The sequence below is a fragment of the Caballeronia insecticola genome (assembly GCF_000402035.1).
GTDB lineage: Bacteria > Pseudomonadota > Gammaproteobacteria > Burkholderiales > Burkholderiaceae > Caballeronia > Caballeronia insecticola.
This window is the reverse complement of record NC_021287.1, coordinates 344,528-360,390: the sequence shown is the minus strand read 5'-3', so window position 1 is coordinate 360,390 and position 15,863 is coordinate 344,528. Positions and strand designations below refer to the sequence as shown.

The window sequence follows — 15,863 nt, the reverse complement described above, 5'->3', positions numbered from 1 at the left end:
CGTGCGGGGAAAGCTGGCCGCCGGAAGCGGCCCGGAAGCGGGCCACGATGCGAGCCCTCAGGCCCGCACCACCGGCGCGACCGAATGCGTATGAATGAAATCGAGCGGCACGCGCCGCCCGGACAGGTAATCGTCGACACACTTCATCACGAGCGGCGTCCGGTGCCGCTGTGCCGACGCGCGCAATTCATCGGCGGTGAGCCACATCGCGCGCACGATGCCTTCGTCGAGCGAACGCCCGCTCTCTTCGCCGGCCGACTTGCCGCAGAACGTGAAGCGCAGATACGTGACGTCGCCGCCCGGCCGCGCGAAGTGCGTCATATATGCGCCGACGAGCGCCTCGGGCTCGAAGCGATGCGCCGTTTCCTCGAACGTCTCGCGGATCACCGCTTCGGCGAGCGTCTCGCCCGCTTCCAGATGACCGGCCGGTTGGTTGATTCTGAGTCCCGCCGACGTGTGCTCCTCGATCACGAGAAAGCGCCCGTCGCGCTCGATGATCGCCGCCACCGTGACGTGGGGGGCCCAAGTGTCTGATTTCATGGTCGGATATTTTACCGTCGCCGGGGCATTCCCGCCTGTCCACTCGTTAGGGGTAGGCGTGGATGAGCGGCTACAGGAACAAAGTGCCGGATCGGATATTTGCGCACGCATTCTTCGGTTACAGTGGCGATAGCCGTCAGTTCCAGCATTTGAAATAAAACTCAGCCTTAAGCTTTCCTAATTCCGGTCCCGGGCGCAGGAAGCAACAGAGACAGGAGGATTCAAAGATGCACATCGGAGTGCCTGCTGAAACGCGGGCGAACGAGGCGCGAGTCGCCGCTACGCCCGAAACGGTCAAGAAGCTCGTCACGCAAGGTCACCGCGTCTCGGTGCAGAGCGGCGCGGGCTTGCCGGCAAGCTATATCGACGATGCCTTCGCGCAAGCGGGCGCCGATCTCGTCGATGCCGCGACCGCCTTTTCCGCCGAGATCGTCCTCAAGGTGCAATCGCCTTCCGCCGAGGAACTCGCTTCCATGAAACCGGGCACCGTGCTGATCGGCATGCTCGATCCCTTCAATACAGAGAACACCGCGCGGCTCGCCGCCGCGGGCGTCACCGCGTTCGCGCTCGAAGCCGCGCCCCGCACGACGCGCGCGCAAAGCCTCGACGTGCTCTCGTCGCAGGCGAACATCGCCGGATACAAGGCCGTGCTGATGGCCTGCCAGTATTACCAGCGTTTCATGCCGATGCTGATGACCGCCGCCGGCACCGTCAAGGCCGCGCGCGTGCTCGTGCTCGGCGCGGGCGTCGCGGGGCTGCAGGCGATCGCGACCGCCAAGCGTCTCGGCGCGGTGGTCGAGGCGTCGGACGTGCGGCCGGCCGTCAAGGAACAGATCGAATCGCTCGGGGCGAAGTTCGTCGACGTGCCGTTCGAAACCGACGAAGAACGCGAGGCCGCGGTCGGCGTCGGCGGCTATGCGCGTCCGATGCCGCCGAGCTGGCTCGCGCGGCAATCGGCGCAAGTGCACGAGCGTGCCAAGGCGGCGGACATCGTCATCTCGACCGCGCTGATTCCCGGCCGCCCGGCGCCGACGCTCATTTCGGTCGAAACGGTCAAGCACATGAAGCCGGGCTCCGTGATCATCGATCTCGCCGCTGGCCGCGGCCCCGAGTTCGAAGGCAAGCGCGGCGGCAACTGCCCGCTCACCGAAGTCGATCAGGTGGTGATGAAGCATGGCGTGCATATCGTCGGGCACACGAACCTCGCGTCGATGGTCGGCGCCGATGCGTCCGCGCTGTACGCCCGCAATCTGCTCGACTTTCTCAAGCTCATCCTGACGAAGGAAGGCACGCTCAACATCGATCTCGCGGACGATATCGTCGCGGCCACGCTGCAGTGCCGCGACGGCCAAGTCGCGCGCGCCGCGGCCTGATACGGAGAAGAACATGGACGTCATCAATCACACGGTGATCAATCTCATCATCTTCGTGCTGGCCATTTATGTCGGCTATCACGTCGTGTGGAATGTCACGCCCGCGCTGCACACGCCGCTGATGGCCGTGACCAACGCGATCTCGGCAATTGTCATTGTCGGGGCAATGCTCGCGGTCGGTCTCACTGTTGGCGCGGCGGGCAAGTTTTTCGGCACGCTCGCCGTGTTGCTCGCGGCGGTGAACGTGTTCGGCGGCTTTCTCGTGACACGGCGAATGCTGGAGATGTTCAAGAAGAAAGAGCCGAAGAAACTGCCGGTCAAGGAGGGCGCGTAATGAGCCTGAACGTCGTCACTCTCCTGTATCTCGTCGCCTCGGTGTGTTTCATCCAGGCGCTCAAAGGCTTGTCCAACCCGAAGACGGCGCGTATCGGCAATACCTTCGGCATGGCCGGCATGGCGATCGCCATTCTCACCACGCTCGCGCTGATCACGAAGCAGGCGGCCTATCTCGGCTCCAATCTCGCGCTCGGGCTGTCGCTGCTGTTCGCGGCGCTGATCATCGGCGGCGCGGCGGGCGCGTACATCGCGGCGAAAGTCGAGATGACGAAGATGCCCGAACTCGTCGCCGCGATGCACTCGCTGATCGGTCTCGCGGCCGTGTGCATTGCGTATGGCGTCGTGGCCGAGCCGTCCGCGTTCGGCCTCGCGGCGCCGGGCGATCCGATTCCGTATGGCAATCGCGTCGAGTTGTTTATCGGCACGTTCGTCGGCGCAATCACGTTCTCGGGCTCGGTTATCGCGTTCGGCAAGCTCTCGGGCAAGTACAAGTTCCGGCTGTTTCAAGGCGCGCCGGTCACGTATTCGGGGCAGCATCTGATCAACCTGCTGCTCGCCATCGCGATGGTCGGCTTCGGCGTGATCTTCATGCTCACGGAGTCGTGGCTGCCGTTCATCATCATGACGATCATCGCGTTCGCGCTGGGCGTGCTGATCATCATTCCGATCGGCGGCGCGGATATGCCCGTGGTCGTGTCGATGCTCAACTCGTACTCGGGCTGGGCGGCGGCGGGCATCGGCTTCTCGCTGAACAATCCGATGCTGATCATCGCGGGGTCGCTGGTCGGCTCCTCGGGCGCGATTCTGTCCTACATCATGTGTAAGGCGATGAACCGCTCGTTCTTTAACGTGATTCTCGGCGGATTCGGCGGCGAGGCTGGGGCTGCCACGACGGGCGGCGCGACGGAGCAGCGTCCGGTCAAGTCCGGTTCCGCCGACGATGCCGCGTTCATGCTCGGCAACGCGGAAAGCGTGGTGATCGTGCCGGGCTACGGTCTGGCGGTCGCGCGGGCGCAGCATGCGTTGAAGGAGCTGACCGACAAGCTGGTGGAGAAAGGCATCGATGTGCGGTACGCGATTCACCCCGTCGCGGGGCGTATGCCGGGGCATATGAACGTGCTGCTGGCCGAAGCCGAAGTGCCGTACGAGATGGTGCAGGAGATGGACGAAATCAACAGCGAATTCGGCCAGACGGATGTGGTGCTCGTGCTCGGCGCTAACGACGTGGTCAATCCTGCGGCGAAGACCGATCCAAAATCGCCGATTGCCGGCATGCCGATTCTCGAAGCGTACAAGGCGCGCACGATCATTGTGAACAAGCGTTCGATGGCGGCGGGGTATGCCGGGCTCGACAACGAACTGTTCTATATGGACAAGACGATGATGGTGTTCGGCGATGCGAAGAAGGTGGTAGAGGAGATGATGAAGGCGGTGGAGTGATGGAGGGGTTGTGACTACCAGCCGTCGCGAGCGGAGCATGCAAGGCGCTTGCGGCGGCTGTTCGCCCTCCGGCGATGTCGCAATCTGTACCTCTTCCTCACTCACCTTCATTTATTTTGCATAACTGATGAATACGTTGATCGAAGTAATTTTGCAAATCGTCAACCATTTGACGGTCTGTTTCTGAGCGCGACGCCGAGGATCGGTGCCTTTGCGCGCGGCGAGTTCGCTGGATTGGAAACGCGCCCTTCCCGCCCTCCGGCTCAACGGACGCGACGGTCCAACGCTGCCGCGTACAATACCGCCTTTGAACGTCAGAAAAGCAGCTCATGTCCTCCCCTCTCTTCGACTGGTTTGTCCCCTGCCCGCGCGGTCTCGAAGCACCGCTTGCCGCCGAACTCGCGGAGATCGGCGAACTGCACGTGGCCGGCGCACCGCTGTCGGGCGGCGGATCGCTGGTCGTCGGCGCGCAAGTGCCCGGCGGCGTGCATTTCCGGGGCGGCTGGGTTGCGGGCATGGCGGCGAACCTTCACTCGCGCATTGCGAGCCGCGTGCTGCTCAAGATCGCGCAAGGCCCCTATCGCAACGAGAACGATATTTACGAGCTCACGCATCGTCAGCGCTGGGAGCAATGGTTCGCGCCGAGCCAGACAATGCGCGTCGATCTCACCGCGATCAAATCGCCGGTGAAGAGCCTCGAATTCACCACGTTGCGCGTGAAGGACGCCGTCTGCGACCGCCTGCGCGACGTGGCGGGCTCGCGCCCGAGCATCGACACCGCACAGCCCGACGTGCGCGTGTTCGCGTTCCTCACGGTGAACGAGTGCACGCTCTATCTCGACACCTCCGGCGAACCGCTCTTCAAGCGCGGCTGGCGGCTCGACAAGGGCGCCGCGCCGCTGCGCGAAAATCTCGCGGCCGGCATTCTGCGCCTCACCGGCTGGACGCCCGGCACGCCGCTCTTCGACCCGATGTGCGGCAGCGGCACGTTCCTCGCCGAAGCGGCGCAAACCGCGCTCGGCATCGCGCCCGGCAGCGAACGGCGCTTTGGCTTCGAGAAGCTCAAGCCGTTTCATCCGGGCATGTGGCAAAAACTCAAGACGGCAGCCACGGAGCAGCGCCGCGCCGCACGCGCGTCGCAGTCGGACATCAACATTTTCGGCAGCGACATCTCCGGCGACATGCTCGAGAAGGCGCGCGCCAACCTGCACCGCGCGGGCGTCCCGAATTTGTCGCTCAAGCAGGTCGACGCGCGCAACATGGTGCCGCCGACCGACGCGCCCGGCATTCTCCTCGCGAATCCGCCGTACGGCGAGCGCATCGAAGTGCGCGGGCGCGGTCCGCGCGGCGAAGTGCGCGATACGCCGCGCAGCCGCCGCGAAGACGACGACGCCTTCGCCCGCGCCCAGCCCGACCCGGCCGACACCGAATTCTTCGTGTCCTTCGGCAACGCGCTCAAGCAGCGCTTTCCCGGCTGGCGCGCCTACGTGCTCACGTCCGACCGCAAGCTGCCGGGCATGCTGCGGCTGCGCGAATCGACGAAAACGCCGCTCTTCAACGGCGCGCTCGAATGCCGGCTGTTCCGCTTCGACCTGATCGCGGGCAGCGTGCGCAATCGTCCTGCCGAAGAATGAGTATGCGGCGCGCATGAGCGGCGCGCCATTCAGCCGAACGGCATAGGTCGATTGGCCGGGTGCCGCCATCGCAAAGGCGGCGCTACAATCGGCGCATGAACTCACCGACCGAACTCGCCCGCCCCATCGCCGTCGACGTCTATCGCGCGCGCCGCCAGCGCGTGCTCGCCGCGCTACGTGCGCAAGGCGGCGGCGTCGCCGTGTTGCCGACCGCGCCGGAAGTCATGCGCAATCGCGACACGGACTACCCTTTCCGTCACGACAGCTACTTCTTCTATCTGACGGGCTTCAACGAACCCGAGGCCACGCTCGTGCTGAACGCGAGCGCGCAAGACGGCGAACCCGCAGCAATCCTTTTTTGCCGCGAGAAGAACGCCGAGCGCGAAACGTGGGAAGGCTTTCGCTTCGGCCCCGACGCCGCGCGCGACGCGTTCGGTTTCGACGCCGCGTTTCCCATCAGCGCGCTCGACGATGAAATGCCGCGCCTGATCGCCGACAAGCCCGCGCTGCACTATGCGCTGGGCGCGTCGGCGGAACTGGATGCGCAAGTGCGCGGCTGGCTTACCGCCGTGCGCGCGCAAAGCCGAAGCGGCATACGCGCGCCCGCGTCCGCGCAGCATCTGTTGCCGATTCTCGACGAAATGCGCCTCGTCAAGGACGCGCACGAAATCGCGATCATGCGTCGCGCGGCGTCGATTTCGGCGGAAGCGCATCGACGCGCAATGCGCGCCTGTCGCCCCGGCATGCGCGAATACGAGATCGAAGCCGAGTTGCTCTACACGTTCCGCCGCCACGGCGCGCAGGCTCCGGCGTACGGCTCGATCGTCGCGGCGGGCGCGAACGCCTGCGTGCCGCACTATCCGGCTGGCAACGCAATTGCGCGCGACGGCGACCTGATCCTCATCGACGCCGCGTGCGAACTCGACGGCTACGCGTCCGACATCACGCGCACCTTTCCCGCGAGCGGCCGCTTCACGTCGGCGCAGCGCGAGCTTTACGACATCGTGCTCGCTGCGCAAGCCGCCGCCATCGACGCAACGCGCGCCGGCGTGAGCTTCGACGCGCCGCATCAGGCCGCCTTGAAAGTGCTGTCGCAAGGTCTGCTCGATACCGGCATCCTCGATAAAACCAAGTTCGGCAGCGTGGACGACGTCCTCGCGCAACGTGCGTATGCGCGCTTCTACATGCATCGCACCGGCCACTGGATCGGCATGGACGTACACGACGCGGGCGAGTACCGCGAAGCGCACGGCCCGCTCGACGCACAAGGCGCGCGGCCCTGGCGTCTGCTTGCGCCCGGCATGGCGCTGACGATCGAGCCGGGTCTCTACGTGCGCGCCGCCGAAGACGTGCCCGAGCACTATTGGAACATCGGCATCCGTATCGAGGACGATGCGGTCGTCACGGAAAACGGCTGCGAACTGCTCACGCGCGAGGTGCCGGTCGCCGCCGACGAAATCGAAGCGCTGATGCGCGAAGCGAATGACTGAGCGAATGACCGAGCGAATGAACACGGCAACCAACCCGATCACCGACGCGCCCGAAGCGCATTTCGACTACGACATCGCCATTGTCGGCGCGGGGCCGGTCGGGCTCGCGCTTGCCGGCTGGCTTGCGCGGCGCAGCGCGACATCGCGGCTGTCGATCGCGCTGATCGACGCGCGCACGCCGGAGTCCGCCACAAGCGATCCGCGCGCCATCGCGCTGTCGCACGGCAGCCGCGTCATGCTCCAGCCGCTCGGTTTTCCCGGCGACGCCACGCCGATCCGCCGCATCCACGTGTCGCAACGCGGGCACTTCGGCCGCACGCTGATCGAGCACGACGAGCACGAATTGCCCGAACTGGGCTACGTGGTGCGCTACGGCTCGCTCGTCGGCGCACTCGCCGATGCCGTGCGCGCAAGCGGCGTCGACTGGCTCACCGATACCTCGGCCCTCGCGCCGCTACAAGATCACGACGGCGTCAGCCTGCCGCTGCAATCCGCGCGCGGCGAACGCACGATCCGGGTGAAGGTGCTGGTGAACGCCGAAGGCGGTCTTTATCAGCGCAACGACATTGCCACGCCGGCCGAGCGCCGCGCGCGCGATTATGGGCAGACGGCGATCGTCGGCACGGTCAGCGTCGCCGATCCGCGGGCGAACGTCGCGTGGGAACGCTTCACGCCGGAAGGGCCGATCGCGCTCCTGCCGTGCGGCGGCCCGCGTCACGCGGACTACGCGCTCGTCTGGTGCTGTTCGCCGGAAGAATCCGCGCGCCGCATGCAACTCGACGACGATGCATTTCTCGCCGAACTCGGCGCCGCGTTCGGCACGCGCATGGGCCGTTTCACGCGCATCGCCGGCCGCGCGGCGTTCCCGCTCGGGTTATCCGCGCTCGATGTGCTCGTCGACCGGCGCACCGTGGCCATCGGCAACGCGGCGCAAACGCTGCATCCGGTCGCGGGTCAGGGGCTCAACCTCGGTCTGCGCGACGCTCTCGCGCTGACCGACGCACTGTCCGCCGACGGCCCGCGCCCGCTCGCGCTCGCGCGTTTTGCCCAACGCCGCGCGCTCGACCGCCGCCTGACGATCGGCGCCACCGACACGCTCGCGCGTCTTTTCACGGTGGACTTCCCGCCGCTCGCCGCAATGCGTGGTCTCGCCCTCACGGCGCTCGAATTTCTGCCGCCGGTCAAGACCGCCCTGGCCCGCCAGATGATGTTCGGCCAGCGTCGATAAGACCCCGCGATGTGGCTCGGCCGCGCGAAAACGGCGGAGTTATCCTCTATGAACGCTCGCCCTTTCATAGAAGATTTAATGACTTGCACGCGATTGCTCTTAAATTCAGCACGCGCTTCGCGTTAAAATAGCGGTTTCCCTTTCTGCAATGTTGCATCCGCCTGACTGTCTCGCGGCCGCATTCCGGCCGCTTCCGACCACGCGGATCCTTTAGCCTTTATGCTCACCATCGGTTCCCACGTCCTGCGCAATAACCTGTTCGTCGCCCCGATGGCAGGCGTCACCGACCGGCCGTTCCGGCAGCTCTGCAAGCGCATGGGCGCGGGCTACGCGGTGTCGGAGATGGTGGCGTCGAACGCGCAGTTGTGGAAGAGCGAGAAGACCATGCGGCGCGCCAACCACGCGGGCGAAGTCGAACCCATTTCGGTGCAGATCGCGGGCGCCGATCCGCAGATGCTCGCCGAGGCCGCGCGTCACAACGTGGCGAACGGCGCGCAAATCATCGACATCAACATGGGCTGCCCGGCGAAGAAGGTGTGCAACGTCGCGGCGGGCTCGGCGCTGCTGCAGAACGAGCCGCTCGTCGCGCGCATCGTCGAGGCGGTGGTGCAGGCGGTCGGCGTGGGTCCGGATGCCGTGCCCGTCACGCTCAAGATTCGCACGGGGTGGAATCGCGAGAACAAGAACGCGCTGTCGATCGCGAAAATCGCCGAGAACGCCGGCATCTCCATGCTCACCGTGCACGGGCGCACGCGCGCCGATCTCTACAAGGGCGACGCGGAGTACGAAACCATCGCGGCGGTGAAGGCATCGGTCGGCATTCCGGTGGTGGCCAACGGCGACATCACGACACCGGAAAAGGCGCGCCACGTGCTCGCCGCCACCGGCGCGGACGCCATCATGATCGGCCGCGCGGCGCAGGGGCGTCCGTGGCTCTTCCGCGAGATCGAACACTTTCTGAACACGGGGGAGCGCCTGCCGCCGCCGCGCATCGACGAGATCCAGCAGGTGATGAACGAGCACCTGGAAGATCATTACGCCTTCTACGGGGAATTCACGGGCGTTCGGACTGCGCGCAAGCACATCGGCTGGTACACTCGCGGCCTTTCCGGCGCCGGCACCTTCCGGCACCGGATGAATACGCTCGACACGACCAAAGAACAATTGCTCGCTGTGAACGAATTCTTCGACGCGCAAAAGGCGTTGTCCGACCGCCTCGTCTATGTCGACGAATGCGGCGACGCGGACGATGTAGCCGAAGAAGAATCGTGTGGCGGGCTCAACAACACGACAGACCGACTAATTGCCGCATGAGCAGACATAACATCGAACAATGCGTCCGCCAGAGTCTCGACAACTATTTTCAGGATCTGGACGGCTCCAACCCGCACGACGTGTACGACATGGTGATTTCCTGCGTGGAAAAACCCATGCTCGAAGTGGTGCTTGAGCAAGCGGGCGGAAACCAGTCGCTCGCGGCCGAATATCTCGGCATCAACCGCAACACGCTACGCAAGAAGCTTCAGCAGCACGGATTGATTTGATTCATCGGACAGAGGCGCGCGCCTCGGTCCGGCCTGGGTTCCCTTTTCGGTTTCAGTGTTCATCATGATCAAGCAAGCGCTCATTTCCGTTTCCGACAAATCCGGCATCGTCGATTTCGCCAAATCGCTATCGGCGCTCGGCGTCAAAATCCTCTCGACCGGCGGCACGGCGAAACTGCTCGCCGACGCAGGCCTGTCCGTCACGGAGGTCGCCGATTACACCGGCTTTCCGGAAATGCTCGATGGCCGCGTGAAGACGCTGCATCCGAAAGTTCACGGCGGCATTCTCGCGCGCCGCGATCTGCCCGAACACATGGCCGCGCTGGAAAAGCACGGCATTCCGACCATCGATCTGCTGGTGGTCAATCTGTATCCGTTCGTGCAAACGGTGTCGAAGGAAGAGTGCTCGCTGGAAGATGCGATCGAAAATATCGATATCGGCGGACCGACCATGCTGCGCTCGGCGGCGAAGAATCATCGCGACGTGACCGTGATCGTCGATCCGGCCGACTACGCCGCCGTGCTCGACGAAATGCGCGCGAACGGCAACGCCGTCGGCTACGAGACGAACTTCCGCCTCGCGACCAAGGTATTCGCGCACACCGCCCAGTACGACGGCGCGATCACCAACTATCTGACAAGCCTTACCGACGAACTGCGCCACGCGAGCCGCAATACGTATCCGGCCACGCTGAATCTCGCGTTCGACAAGGTGCAGGACCTGCGCTACGGCGAGAACCCGCATCAGAGCGCGGCGTTCTACCGCGATCTTTCCGTGCCCGCCGGCGCGCTCGCGAACTACGAGCAGTTGCAGGGCAAGGAGCTTTCGTACAACAACATCGCCGACTCCGACGCCGCGTGGGAATGCGTGAAGACGTTCGATGCGCCGGCCTGCGTCATCATCAAGCACGCGAATCCGTGCGGCGTGGCGCTCGGCGCGAATGCGGCCGAAGCTTACGCGAAGGCGTTCCAGACCGATCCGACGTCCGCGTTCGGCGGCATCATCGCGTTCAATCGCGAAGTCGACGAAGCGGCGGCGCAGGCGGTCGCGAAGCAGTTCGTCGAAGTGCTGATCGCGCCATCGTTCAGCGAGGCGGCGCGCGCCGTGTTCGCCGCGAAGCAGAACGTGCGTCTCTTGCAGATCGCGCTCGGCGACGGACACAACACGTTCGACCTGAAGCGCGTGGGCGGCGGCCTGCTGGTGCAATCGCTCGATTCGAAGAACGTGCAGCCGCACGAACTGCGCGTCGTAACGAAGCGCCATCCGACGCCTAAGGAAATGGACGATCTGATGTTCGCGTGGCGCGTGGCGAAGTTCGTGAAGTCGAACGCGATCGTGTTCTCCGGCGGCGGCATGACGCTCGGCGTCGGCGCGGGCCAGATGAGCCGCGTGGACTCGGCGCGCATCGCAGGCATCAAGGCGCAGAACGCGGGGCTGACGCTGAGCGGCTCGGCGGTGGCGTCGGATGCGTTCTTCCCGTTCCGCGACGGTCTCGACGTGGTGGTGAACGCGGGCGCAACCTGCGTGATCCAGCCGGGCGGCTCCATGCGCGACGACGAAGTGATCGCCGCCGCCGACGAACACAATGTCGCGATGATCGTGACCGGTACGCGTCATTTCCGTCATTAATCGCGCTGGCTTCATTTAATATGGGCCTGCTTGTGCCGCTCGTTGCTCGAGAGGCGCCAAGCAGGCCTTTTTGATTTTCGAACGACTGCCCGAGCCGGAACGCATCCACACGACGAATGAGAATCCTAGGCATCGACCCCGGCCTGCGCGTGACGGGCTTCGGCATTATCGACATGAGCGGACACACGCTCAATTACGTGACGAGCGGCGTCATCAAGACCGCCGACGCCGATCTGCCTTCGCGTCTCAACACGATTTTCAAAGGCATCTCGACGCTGATCGCGCAGCACAACCCGGATCAGGCCGCGATCGAAAAAGTCTTCGTCAACGTGAATCCGCAATCGACACTTCTGCTCGGCCAGGCGCGCGGCGCGGCCATTTGCGGGCTCGTCGCGAGCGGCGTGCCGGTGGCCGAATACACGGCGCTGCAGCTGAAGCAGGCGGTCGTTGGCTACGGCCGCGCGACCAAGGAACAGATGCAGCAGATGGTCGTGCGCCTGTTGAGCCTCTCCGGCGTGCCGAGCACCGATGCCGCCGACGCCCTCGGCATGGCCATCTGTCACGCGCACGGCGGCACCGGACTCGCGACGCTCGGCGGCATTGCGCCGTCGCTCGCGAAGAAAGGCTTGCGCGTGCGGCGCGGGCGTCTCATCGGCTAATCACATTTCTTTCGGTTCAAACACATGATCGGTCGCATTGCCGGCGTTCTGCTGGAAAAAAACCCGCCGCACCTGCTCGTCGACTGTAACGGCGTCGGCTACGAAATCGACGTGCCGATGAGCACGTTCTACAACCTGCCGAACGCGGGCGAAAAGGTCGTTCTGCTCACGCAGATGATCGTTCGCGAGGACGCGCATTTGTTGTACGGCTTTCTCACCGCACAGGAGCGTTCGACGTTTCGCGAGTTGCTGAAGATCAGCGGCATCGGCGCACGCATGGCGCTGGCCGTGCTGTCCGGCATGAGCGTGCACGAGCTCTCGCAGACCGTGACGACGCAGGACGCTGCGCGGCTCACGCGCGTGCCGGGCATCGGCAAGAAGACGGCGGAGCGGCTGCTGCTGGAACTCAAGGGCAAACTCGGCGCGGACCTCGGCGCAATGGCGAGCGCGGCGTCGCAGTCGGACCACGCGTCCGACATCCTCAACGCGCTGCTCGCCCTCGGCTATTCGGAGAAGGAAGCGCTCGCCGCGATCAAGAACGTGCCGGCGGGAACGGGCGTGTCGGAGGGGATCAAGCTGGCGTTGAAGGCGCTGTCGAAGGCTTGACCGGACTAGCCCATTCGGCCAGCTTCTCCCCGCGATTGCTCGCTGTACAATCGACCCATGATCGAAACCGACAAACTCGCCGCCGAGCGCATCATTTCGGCCACGCCCGTCTCGCCTAACGAGGAAGCGTTCGAGCGCGCGCTGCGTCCACGCCAGCTCGACGAATACGTCGGCCAGGAAAAAGTGCGCGGTCAGCTCGAAATCTTCATCGAAGCGGCCAAGCGCCGCTCGGAAGCGCTCGATCACGTGCTGCTATTCGGCCCGCCGGGTCTCGGCAAGACGACGCTCGCGCACATCATCGCGCGGGAAATGGGCGTGAATCTGCGGCAGACGTCGGGGCCGGTGCTCGAACGCGCAGGCGATCTCGCGGCGCTGCTTACGAATCTCGAAGCGAATGACGTGCTGTTCATCGACGAGATTCACCGCTTGTCGCCGGTCGTCGAGGAAATTCTGTATCCGGCGCTCGAGGATTATCAGATCGACATCATGATCGGCGAAGGTCCCGCCGCGCGCAGCGTGAAGCTCGATCTACAGCCGTTCACGCTCGTCGGCGCGACCACGCGCGCGGGCATGCTGACGAATCCTTTGCGCGACCGCTTCGGCATCGTGTCGCGGCTCGAGTTCTATAACGCGAGCGAACTGGCGCGCATTGTGGCGCGGTCGGCGTCGCTATTGAAGGCGGAAATCGTTCCTGAAGGCGCGCTGGAAATCGCGAAACGTTCGCGCGGCACGCCGCGTATCGCAAATCGCTTGCTGCGGCGCGTGCGCGATTACGCAGAAGTGAAAGCGGACGGCATGATCACCGCTGATGTCGCCGACAAAGCGCTGAAAATGCTCGACGTCGATCCGGTCGGCTTCGATCTGATGGACCGCAAGCTGCTCGAAGCCATTTTGCATAAGTTCGATGGCGGGCCCGTCGGCGTGGACAATCTGGCTGCGGCTATCGGCGAGGAGCGCGACACGATCGAAGACGTGCTGGAGCCGTATCTCATTCAGCAAGGGTTCTTGCAGCGCACGCCGCGCGGGCGTGTCGCGACCATGTTGACGTATCGGCACTTTGGCCTGGCCGCACCGGATGCCGGGCCGGTGCGGGATCTTTGGGATGTAAATGGGTGATGCGTGGGCGGCGCTGTTGCTCCTTATGACGTAGCCGCTCCCTCTTCGTCCGGCGCCTCCCACTCTGCAAGCAGCTCGAACGGAATTGCTTTCACGACTTCAAAGTAACGCTTGCCCACGCAGTATTCCGCGCGCCTCAGAAGAACAGGGACCGGGCTGCTCGGTTCATTCGATTCAAACCACTTACGGGCTGCACGAATCGTAGCCAGCGCGGCTTGCCGGCCATTTATAACGGTGCTGTACGTGACAACAGGCGCTGCCGCCGTGGCTGACGCGTCGATATCTTCGGCAATGCCTTCATCGGAAACCGCAACCACTTCCTCCTCCGTCTCGGCAGGTGCGCTATCCACAATCTCTTCGACCAGCTCCACGGTTTCCGAAGGCTCCATCTCTAACGCCGACGTATCGACTTCAGGCGAGCGCAGCGGGTTCAACAGCTTGGTGAGTAGTTCAAGGTCCGGCTCGTAACCTTCCATATGCGCAGCGCACCAACTCTCGATTGCTGCAAGGTTCGCCAGCGCTTCATCGAATGCCTGCATCGTGGCCGGTTGCTGGATGCGCAGGGCCCGCAACTGCTGCGTCACTGAGTCCGGCGCGAGTGCATCGGCCGGACGCGGATAGCCGAACGCCCGCTCCACGTCGCGCACCTGCAAACGCGCCGCCGTGGATTTCGCCAGCACGATCTCGCGCGCATCGGCGAGCAGGCCTTCGGGATCGACCAGTCCATGCAGCGCGTTCATACGCATTTCCAGCGCTTCGTCGCGCTCGTACGTTTCGCCCGCGCATGGATGAATTCGATCGGGATACGACTGCAACCATGCGGCTAGCAGCGTCGTGCCTTCCGCAAAGCCTTTAGCACCACCGAGACGTGTGCGGCAGCGGGTGTACAACACCGCGACGCGGAGATCTTTCGTGCGACTCATCAACCGGCGGCAGTCACGTTCTACCTCTGCCCAGTTGATGGGATCCGCGGCACCGACGAACGAGCCGTACTGCACCTCTTGCTTCGGGACGGTGCTGGCAAACAGCACGACGAAGTCGTGATCGTATTCGAGGTCGGGACCGCACGGGGATTGCGCGCTAACAGGCGTCATCCAGTCGGATGCGGCACCCGTCACTTGAGTGCTGCTTGCGTGCCTCGGCTTCTGCTCGTCGGCCCCTTTATTAGCCTGTTTTGTATTCACGGTATGTCGGCTCATGCTAGGTCTAGTCGTTCCGAAGGTTGCGTTTAAATTGATGAGCGTAGCGCTCGGGTTCGAAGATCATTCCGGTGATCGGTCTATTCAGATTGGGCCGACCGAGCCAGCCAGACCAGCCGATCTGCTGCTTACCGCCCATCTGGGCGGGTGGCGCGCTGTCGGGATTAATCCGCAACTCAAGTTCCCATTCGAGCTCCTTGCCAACGAACGCGCGCACCCACTCGACCAAATGAGGCAAATCCGAGCCCTTGGGCGTGAAGCGCAAATATGACTCGAGATCGACCGGCCCGATCACAATACGAAAACGGTGCTGCCGATCAGGCGCAACACGACCGAGCATTGCGCCGTGCCCCATCCTCGCGCCGTTGCCGGCGTGCCCCATGCGTCCCTGATCTTCGCGCTCGATGTCGATCCAGTGAAAAACGTATTCCTGGATTTCCACGGGCACACCGAAGTAATGCGCCAGCGTGCTGCGCAACCCATCCGGGTTACGCGATTCACGCACGAGATGCGCCGATGCCGCGAGTCGCGCGTGCGAAGGCAACGCGCGATAGCGCATCTCATTGTGGTCCTGTCCGCTCAGACAGGCGATGTAAAAAGAGAACCGCTCGTCGTCTACACGATCGAGTCCCGCCGCCGATTGTGCCGACGCCCACGCGCGGTAAAACAGCGCAAAAGCGCGGTGATGGAAGATGTCAAAGAAATCGGTCGTCGTGGTGTCGTTGCGGCTCTGTTCACGATCCCGCGCGATCTCGGTGACATGGATCGGCAACGGGCCGTTCGGGCCAAGCATGCCGAGACTCAACAGCTTGATCTTCAGGCGGCCATCGGCCTGACCGACGCTCGCAATCTCGCGCGGCGCAAAGGCGAGACTCGGTTGCTGGCCGAGCCGAAACGGTTCCGCGCGAGGACGACGCGCCGTGCCAATGGCATCCACGCCGGGATGCGCGGCGATTCTGCGCAACAGCGCGAGAAAGCCATAGCGCCACGGCTCGGCCTCCAGCTTGTCGATCAACTCGGGCGACAGAATGTCGTCTTGAATCAGGTCGGATAGTGTGATGTGCATTG

The 15,863-nt window shown here is 64.1% G+C and carries 15 protein-coding genes; 12 read left to right on the top strand and 3 right to left on the bottom strand.

The features are described 5' to 3' along the window. Positions 1 to 57 precede the first annotated feature (57 nt). The gene (locus tag BRPE64_RS01700; RefSeq protein WP_044041105.1) at positions 58 to 540 is read right to left on the bottom strand and encodes an NUDIX hydrolase; all 483 of its coding nucleotides are present in this window, start codon (positions 538 to 540) and stop codon (positions 58 to 60) included. 227 nt (positions 541 to 767) lie between these two features. On the opposite strand from BRPE64_RS01700, the gene BRPE64_RS01695 reads away from it, so the two are divergent. The 12 genes from BRPE64_RS01695 (at position 768) to ruvB (ending at position 13,596) form a co-directional block, all read left to right on the top strand. Continuing rightward, the gene (locus BRPE64_RS01695; RefSeq protein ID WP_016344272.1) at positions 768 to 1,913 is read left to right on the top strand and encodes a Re/Si-specific NAD(P)(+) transhydrogenase subunit alpha; all 1,146 of its coding nucleotides are present in this window, start codon (positions 768 to 770) and stop codon (positions 1,911 to 1,913) included. A 13-nt stretch (positions 1,914 to 1,926) separates the two neighbouring features. Then, positions 1,927 to 2,247, top strand: a complete 321-nt coding sequence (locus BRPE64_RS01690) for an NAD(P) transhydrogenase subunit alpha (RefSeq protein WP_016344271.1) — start codon at positions 1,927 to 1,929, stop codon at positions 2,245 to 2,247. Then, positions 2,247 to 3,689, top strand: coding sequence for an NAD(P)(+) transhydrogenase (Re/Si-specific) subunit beta (locus BRPE64_RS01685; protein ID WP_016344270.1), 1,443 nt, complete (start codon positions 2,247 to 2,249; stop codon positions 3,687 to 3,689). Before BRPE64_RS01690 ends, BRPE64_RS01685 begins: the two co-directional genes overlap by 1 nt. A 329-nt stretch (positions 3,690 to 4,018) precedes the next feature. Then, positions 4,019 to 5,323: a THUMP domain-containing class I SAM-dependent RNA methyltransferase gene (locus BRPE64_RS01680; protein WP_016344269.1), complete on the top strand. Its 1,305-nt coding sequence runs from the start codon at positions 4,019 to 4,021 to the stop codon at positions 5,321 to 5,323. Between the two features lie 95 nt (positions 5,324 to 5,418). Continuing rightward, positions 5,419 to 6,813, top strand: a complete 1,395-nt coding sequence (locus BRPE64_RS01675) for an aminopeptidase P N-terminal domain-containing protein (RefSeq protein WP_016344268.1) — start codon at positions 5,419 to 5,421, stop codon at positions 6,811 to 6,813. Positions 6,814 to 6,829: 16 nt separating this feature from the next. Further along, positions 6,830 to 8,041 carry a UbiH/UbiF/VisC/COQ6 family ubiquinone biosynthesis hydroxylase gene (locus BRPE64_RS01670; protein ID WP_069915702.1) on the top strand — a complete coding sequence of 404 codons (1,212 nt, stop codon included), beginning with the start codon at positions 6,830 to 6,832 and terminating at the stop codon, positions 8,039 to 8,041. 219 nt (positions 8,042 to 8,260) lie between these two features. Then, positions 8,261 to 9,355 carry a tRNA dihydrouridine synthase DusB gene (gene dusB, locus BRPE64_RS01665; RefSeq protein ID WP_016344265.1) on the top strand — a complete coding sequence of 365 codons (1,095 nt, stop codon included), beginning with the start codon at positions 8,261 to 8,263 and terminating at the stop codon, positions 9,353 to 9,355. Further along, a complete protein-coding gene (locus tag BRPE64_RS01660; RefSeq protein ID WP_008351548.1) occupies positions 9,352 to 9,585 on the top strand; it encodes a Fis family transcriptional regulator in 234 nt (77 codons plus the stop codon). Before dusB ends, BRPE64_RS01660 begins: the two co-directional genes overlap by 4 nt. 64 nt (positions 9,586 to 9,649) lie before the next feature. Further along, complete coding sequence (gene purH / locus BRPE64_RS01655; RefSeq protein ID WP_044041878.1) at positions 9,650 to 11,215, top strand: bifunctional phosphoribosylaminoimidazolecarboxamide formyltransferase/IMP cyclohydrolase; 1,566 nt, start codon at positions 9,650 to 9,652, stop codon at positions 11,213 to 11,215. 116 nt (positions 11,216 to 11,331) lie between these two features. Further along, complete coding sequence (gene ruvC / locus BRPE64_RS01650) at positions 11,332 to 11,874, top strand: crossover junction endodeoxyribonuclease RuvC (RefSeq protein ID WP_016344263.1); 543 nt, start codon at positions 11,332 to 11,334, stop codon at positions 11,872 to 11,874. Between the two features lie 24 nt (positions 11,875 to 11,898). Then, positions 11,899 to 12,480: a Holliday junction branch migration protein RuvA gene (ruvA, locus tag BRPE64_RS01645; RefSeq protein WP_016344262.1), complete on the top strand. Its 582-nt coding sequence runs from the start codon at positions 11,899 to 11,901 to the stop codon at positions 12,478 to 12,480. 57 nt (positions 12,481 to 12,537) lie between these two features. Continuing rightward, positions 12,538 to 13,596: a Holliday junction branch migration DNA helicase RuvB gene (gene ruvB / locus BRPE64_RS01640; RefSeq protein WP_016344261.1), complete on the top strand. Its 1,059-nt coding sequence runs from the start codon at positions 12,538 to 12,540 to the stop codon at positions 13,594 to 13,596. A 23-nt stretch (positions 13,597 to 13,619) separates the two neighbouring features. Here the strand turns inward: ruvB and BRPE64_RS01635 are convergent, their stop codons facing one another. Both BRPE64_RS01635 and tssG read right to left on the bottom strand, forming a co-directional pair. Further along, entirely contained in the window at positions 13,620 to 14,795 is a 1,176-nt protein-coding gene (locus BRPE64_RS01635) for a type VI secretion system protein TssA (protein WP_084675709.1), read from the bottom strand. Between the two features lie 7 nt (positions 14,796 to 14,802). Further along, positions 14,803 to 15,861 carry a type VI secretion system baseplate subunit TssG gene (tssG, locus tag BRPE64_RS01630; RefSeq protein WP_016344259.1) on the bottom strand — a complete coding sequence of 353 codons (1,059 nt, stop codon included), beginning with the start codon at positions 15,859 to 15,861 and terminating at the stop codon, positions 14,803 to 14,805. Positions 15,862 to 15,863: the final 2 nt, after the last annotated feature.

Bases quoted from the DNA above. Each gene is read 5' to 3' on its own strand.
- BRPE64_RS01675 (WP_016344268.1), top strand. From the start codon at position 5,419: ATGAACTCACCGACCGAACTCGCCCGCCCCATCGCCGTCGACGTCTAT.
- BRPE64_RS01685 (WP_016344270.1), top strand. From the start codon at position 2,247: ATGAGCCTGAACGTCGTCACTCTCCTGTATCTCGTCGCCTCGGTGTGT.
- purH (WP_044041878.1), top strand. From the start codon at position 9,650: ATGATCAAGCAAGCGCTCATTTCCGTTTCCGACAAATCCGGCATCGTC.
- BRPE64_RS01680 (WP_016344269.1), top strand. From the start codon at position 4,019: ATGTCCTCCCCTCTCTTCGACTGGTTTGTCCCCTGCCCGCGCGGTCTC.
- tssG (WP_016344259.1), bottom strand. From the start codon at position 15,861: ATGCACATCACACTATCCGACCTGATTCAAGACGACATTCTGTCGCCC.
- ruvC (WP_016344263.1), top strand. From the start codon at position 11,332: ATGAGAATCCTAGGCATCGACCCCGGCCTGCGCGTGACGGGCTTCGGC.
- ruvA (WP_016344262.1), top strand. From the start codon at position 11,899: ATGATCGGTCGCATTGCCGGCGTTCTGCTGGAAAAAAACCCGCCGCAC.
- BRPE64_RS01695 (WP_016344272.1), top strand. From the start codon at position 768: ATGCACATCGGAGTGCCTGCTGAAACGCGGGCGAACGAGGCGCGAGTC.
- BRPE64_RS01690 (WP_016344271.1), top strand. From the start codon at position 1,927: ATGGACGTCATCAATCACACGGTGATCAATCTCATCATCTTCGTGCTG.
- BRPE64_RS01670 (WP_069915702.1), top strand. From the start codon at position 6,830: ATGAACACGGCAACCAACCCGATCACCGACGCGCCCGAAGCGCATTTC.
- BRPE64_RS01660 (WP_008351548.1), top strand. From the start codon at position 9,352: ATGAGCAGACATAACATCGAACAATGCGTCCGCCAGAGTCTCGACAAC.
- BRPE64_RS01700 (WP_044041105.1), bottom strand. From the start codon at position 540: ATGAAATCAGACACTTGGGCCCCCCACGTCACGGTGGCGGCGATCATC.
- ruvB (WP_016344261.1), top strand. From the start codon at position 12,538: ATGATCGAAACCGACAAACTCGCCGCCGAGCGCATCATTTCGGCCACG.
- BRPE64_RS01635 (WP_084675709.1), bottom strand. From the start codon at position 14,795: ATGAGCCGACATACCGTGAATACAAAACAGGCTAATAAAGGGGCCGAC.
- dusB (WP_016344265.1), top strand. From the start codon at position 8,261: ATGCTCACCATCGGTTCCCACGTCCTGCGCAATAACCTGTTCGTCGCC.